This is a genomic window from Nostoc cf. edaphicum LEGE 07299, from assembly GCF_015207245.1.
Classification (GTDB): Bacteria; Cyanobacteriota; Cyanobacteriia; order Cyanobacteriales; family Nostocaceae; genus Nostoc; species Nostoc edaphicum_B.
In genome coordinates this window covers 1-2,750 of the sequence record NZ_JADEXF010000927.1, presented here as the reverse complement: position 1 = coordinate 2,750, position 2,750 = coordinate 1, and the positions used below count along the sequence as shown (strand labels likewise).

General features: G+C 39.8%; 5 protein-coding genes. 2 read left to right on the top strand and 3 right to left on the bottom strand.

Annotated elements, in window-relative coordinates; all coding sequences use genetic code 11:
* Positions 1 to 1,034: RecQ family ATP-dependent DNA helicase (locus IQ229_RS22695; RefSeq protein ID WP_194047625.1), on the bottom strand; the 1,034-nt coding region annotated here is incomplete at its 3' end.
* Between the two features lie 35 nt (positions 1,035 to 1,069).
* Here IQ229_RS22695 and IQ229_RS22690 point away from each other — a divergent pair.
* Entirely contained in the window at positions 1,070 to 1,213 is a 144-nt protein-coding gene (locus tag IQ229_RS22690; RefSeq protein WP_194047623.1) for a hypothetical protein, read from the top strand.
* A gap of 1 nt (position 1,214) precedes the next feature.
* Here the strand turns inward: IQ229_RS22690 and IQ229_RS22685 are convergent, their stop codons facing one another.
* Together IQ229_RS22685 and IQ229_RS22680 are read right to left on the bottom strand one after the other, a co-directional pair.
* Positions 1,215 to 1,499 carry a type II toxin-antitoxin system RelE/ParE family toxin gene (locus IQ229_RS22685; RefSeq protein WP_194047621.1) on the bottom strand — a complete coding sequence of 95 codons (285 nt, stop codon included), beginning with the start codon at positions 1,497 to 1,499 and terminating at the stop codon, positions 1,215 to 1,217.
* Positions 1,492 to 1,728 carry a hypothetical protein gene (locus IQ229_RS22680; protein WP_194047619.1) on the bottom strand — a complete coding sequence of 79 codons (237 nt, stop codon included), beginning with the start codon at positions 1,726 to 1,728 and terminating at the stop codon, positions 1,492 to 1,494. Before IQ229_RS22680 ends, IQ229_RS22685 begins: the two co-directional genes overlap by 8 nt.
* A 384-nt stretch (positions 1,729 to 2,112) precedes the next feature.
* Here IQ229_RS22680 and IQ229_RS22675 point away from each other — a divergent pair.
* Positions 2,113 to 2,750, top strand: a 638-nt coding sequence (locus IQ229_RS22675; RefSeq protein WP_322744049.1) for a cytochrome P450, incomplete at its 3' end; no start/stop codon positions are given.

The following is a 2,750-nucleotide window of genomic DNA, read 5'->3' as shown; positions in this document are numbered from 1 at the left end:
GTTTTAACATCACCAAAGCTGAAAAATATTGTACATCGAGATGGTTCTCCATCTCTACCGGCTCTACCAGATTCTTGATAATAACTTTCTATATTTCTGGGCAGATCGAAGTGAACTACCAACCGCACATCAGGTTTATTAATTCCCATTCCAAAGGCGATTGTTGCCCCCATCACCCGAACATCATCTCGAATAAATCGCGTTTGATTACTACTACGTTCTTCATCACTTAATCCGGCGTGATAAGGCAGAGCAATAACTTTATCATTTTGGAGTTTAAACGTGAGTTCATCAACTTTTTTACGAGTTAAAGAATAAATAATTGTCGAACCTTCAGTTTCTCGAATTAGTTCTAACAATTCAGCGTAAGCATATTTAGTTTTAGGACGAACTTCGTAATAAAGATTTTCACGGTTAAAGCTGGCAAGATGGATGCTTGGTTGCTTCAACCCTAATTGTTGAATAATATCACTACGGACGCGATCGGTTGCTGTGGCGGTGAGGGCAACAGTAGGAACATCAGGATAGCGTTTCCGCAGAGATTTCAACTGGCGATATTCTGGACGAAAATCATGTCCCCATTCAGAGACGCAGTGCGCTTCATCAATAGCAAAGCTAGAAATACCGATTTTTTCTTTAACTAAATCGAGAAACGGGAGAAACCTTTCACTGAGGAGACGTTCCGGGGCGACGTAGAGTAATTTTACTTTACCGCTGAGGATGGCTTCTTCCCGCGATCGCACTTTGTAAGCGTTCAAACTGCTATTGAGAAATGTCGCGTTAATATTATTATTTCGCAGCGCTTCTACTTGGTCTTGCATCAAAGCAATTAACGGCGACACTACCACAGTTAGTCCATTTTTCAACAATGCTGGTAGCTGAAAACATAGAGATTTCCCCCCGCCAGTCGGCATCACAACCATTAAATCTCGATTTTGCAGCGCATCTTCGATAATTTGCCGTTGTCCGGGGCGGAATTGGTCATAACCGAAGTGATATTTTAGCGCTTGTTCGAGATGAGGATACTGAAGCATAGCGATCGCTTTTTCGGGGTCTGTCTGCGTGAGTAGTGATTGAAGATATCAGGATTTTAACTCACATCATTGGTAGCTTTGGTCAGAACTGCGTTTCTATTGGCGATGTCTACGATGGGCTACGCCTACGCTTGATTTTCAAGATTGTCGCTAATCTTGTAGCGACAATCTTGTATTGAGCTAATAAACATCATCATGAGTACCAATGTCTAACAAAAGAACAACTTGTTCCCCACTCTCTTCATCGGTTTTCAGCAAGAAAACAACACGACAATCATATCCACAAGAACATGAAAGCAACCCTGAAAGCTTTCCTTCTAGCTTGTGAGTGCCCAAGTTGACTGCAAATATGTCATTCTCCATAGCAGCAATAGTTTCTTCTATTCTGGCCTGTAAGTCAGCATTACGACGAGTAAATTTTCGAAAAGCTCTTTTAAATTTGCTCGTGATAACTAACTTATACATCGGCTGCACTTGGGTTATTGAGATATTCCCGTAATTCTTGAATTGCTTCGGCAGCAGTCTGGACTTTGAGCCTACCTGCTTGGAATTCAGCAATAGAAGCTGCTGCATCTGACGCAATTTCATCTCGCCGACTTTCAATAATTCGGTTTTTGAGAATTTGTACCAGCATTTCTTGCTGCTCTAAAGTAAGCTCCATTGCGGCATCTAAAACTCTATCTAGGTTACTCAATTGCTCGCTCCTCTTAATTATTAGAGTTGATAACAGAACTCGTAAGATATAAAAAACTTAAAAGTCTTATCCTTATCGCTTTTTGAGCTTCGTCAAACTCATATTAACTTATCGCACTAAATCAACCTTTATACATTAGCGATGTCTACGACGCGCTACGCCTACGCTTGTCTTTAAAGACTGCCGCTACAATAATATTAGCGATATTAGCGATCGCACTTGTATTGAGCTAATAAACATCGTCACGAGTCTGACTTTTCACGTTATGTGGAAAAGTCCACGAAAAACCTAACCCCCTAACCCCCTTCCCGCATCGGGAAGGGGGAAATTCAAAGTCTCTCTCCTTTTAGGAGAGAGAAATAGAAGAGAGGTTTTCCAGATGCCGTGAAAAATCAAGAAAAAGAACGGGTTGTAAGGTTGATTGTATACACTAATATAAGAAATTTTAGTATCACCAAAAGACGTAATTGTAGAAGGTTTATTCCAAAAAAGATTAAAGCAACCCATGTATTTAAACCCTTGTTTGGAGAGAATTCTCTTGTTTTTCAAGAAGCGCGATCGCACCAACAACAACGGCAGCTATTACTCCCAGCATTTCATGGCGATAATTTAAAATCTTATGGACAAGCAATTTGTCAAATAACTGAAAATATTACACAACATTGGACATCAGGTACAAATATTTGTATACACAAATTAATGTCAAATATCACTTTAGAAATTATCTTACAAGTGGTATTTGGGATTACTCATGGTGCGCGTTACCAACAATTAAAAGAACAATTGAGTTCTTTATTAGAAGACGTAACTAAACCTTGGTATTCCAGCTTGTTTTTCTTTCCTTCGCTACAAAAAGATTTAGGCGCATGGAGTCCTTGGGGAATTTTCTTAAAAAGACGAGAGCAAATTGACAAACTAATCTATGCAGAAATTTCTGAAAGACGTTGGCAAAATGATTCTGCGCGTACAGATATTCTCAGTCTGCTGATGTCAGCGTATGACGTAAATGGGCAACAGATGAC

Coding starts and splice junctions, on each gene's coding strand:
- IQ229_RS22685 (WP_194047621.1), bottom strand. CDS start 1,499: ATGTATAAGTTAGTTATCACGAGCAAATTTAAAAGAGCTTTTCGAAAA.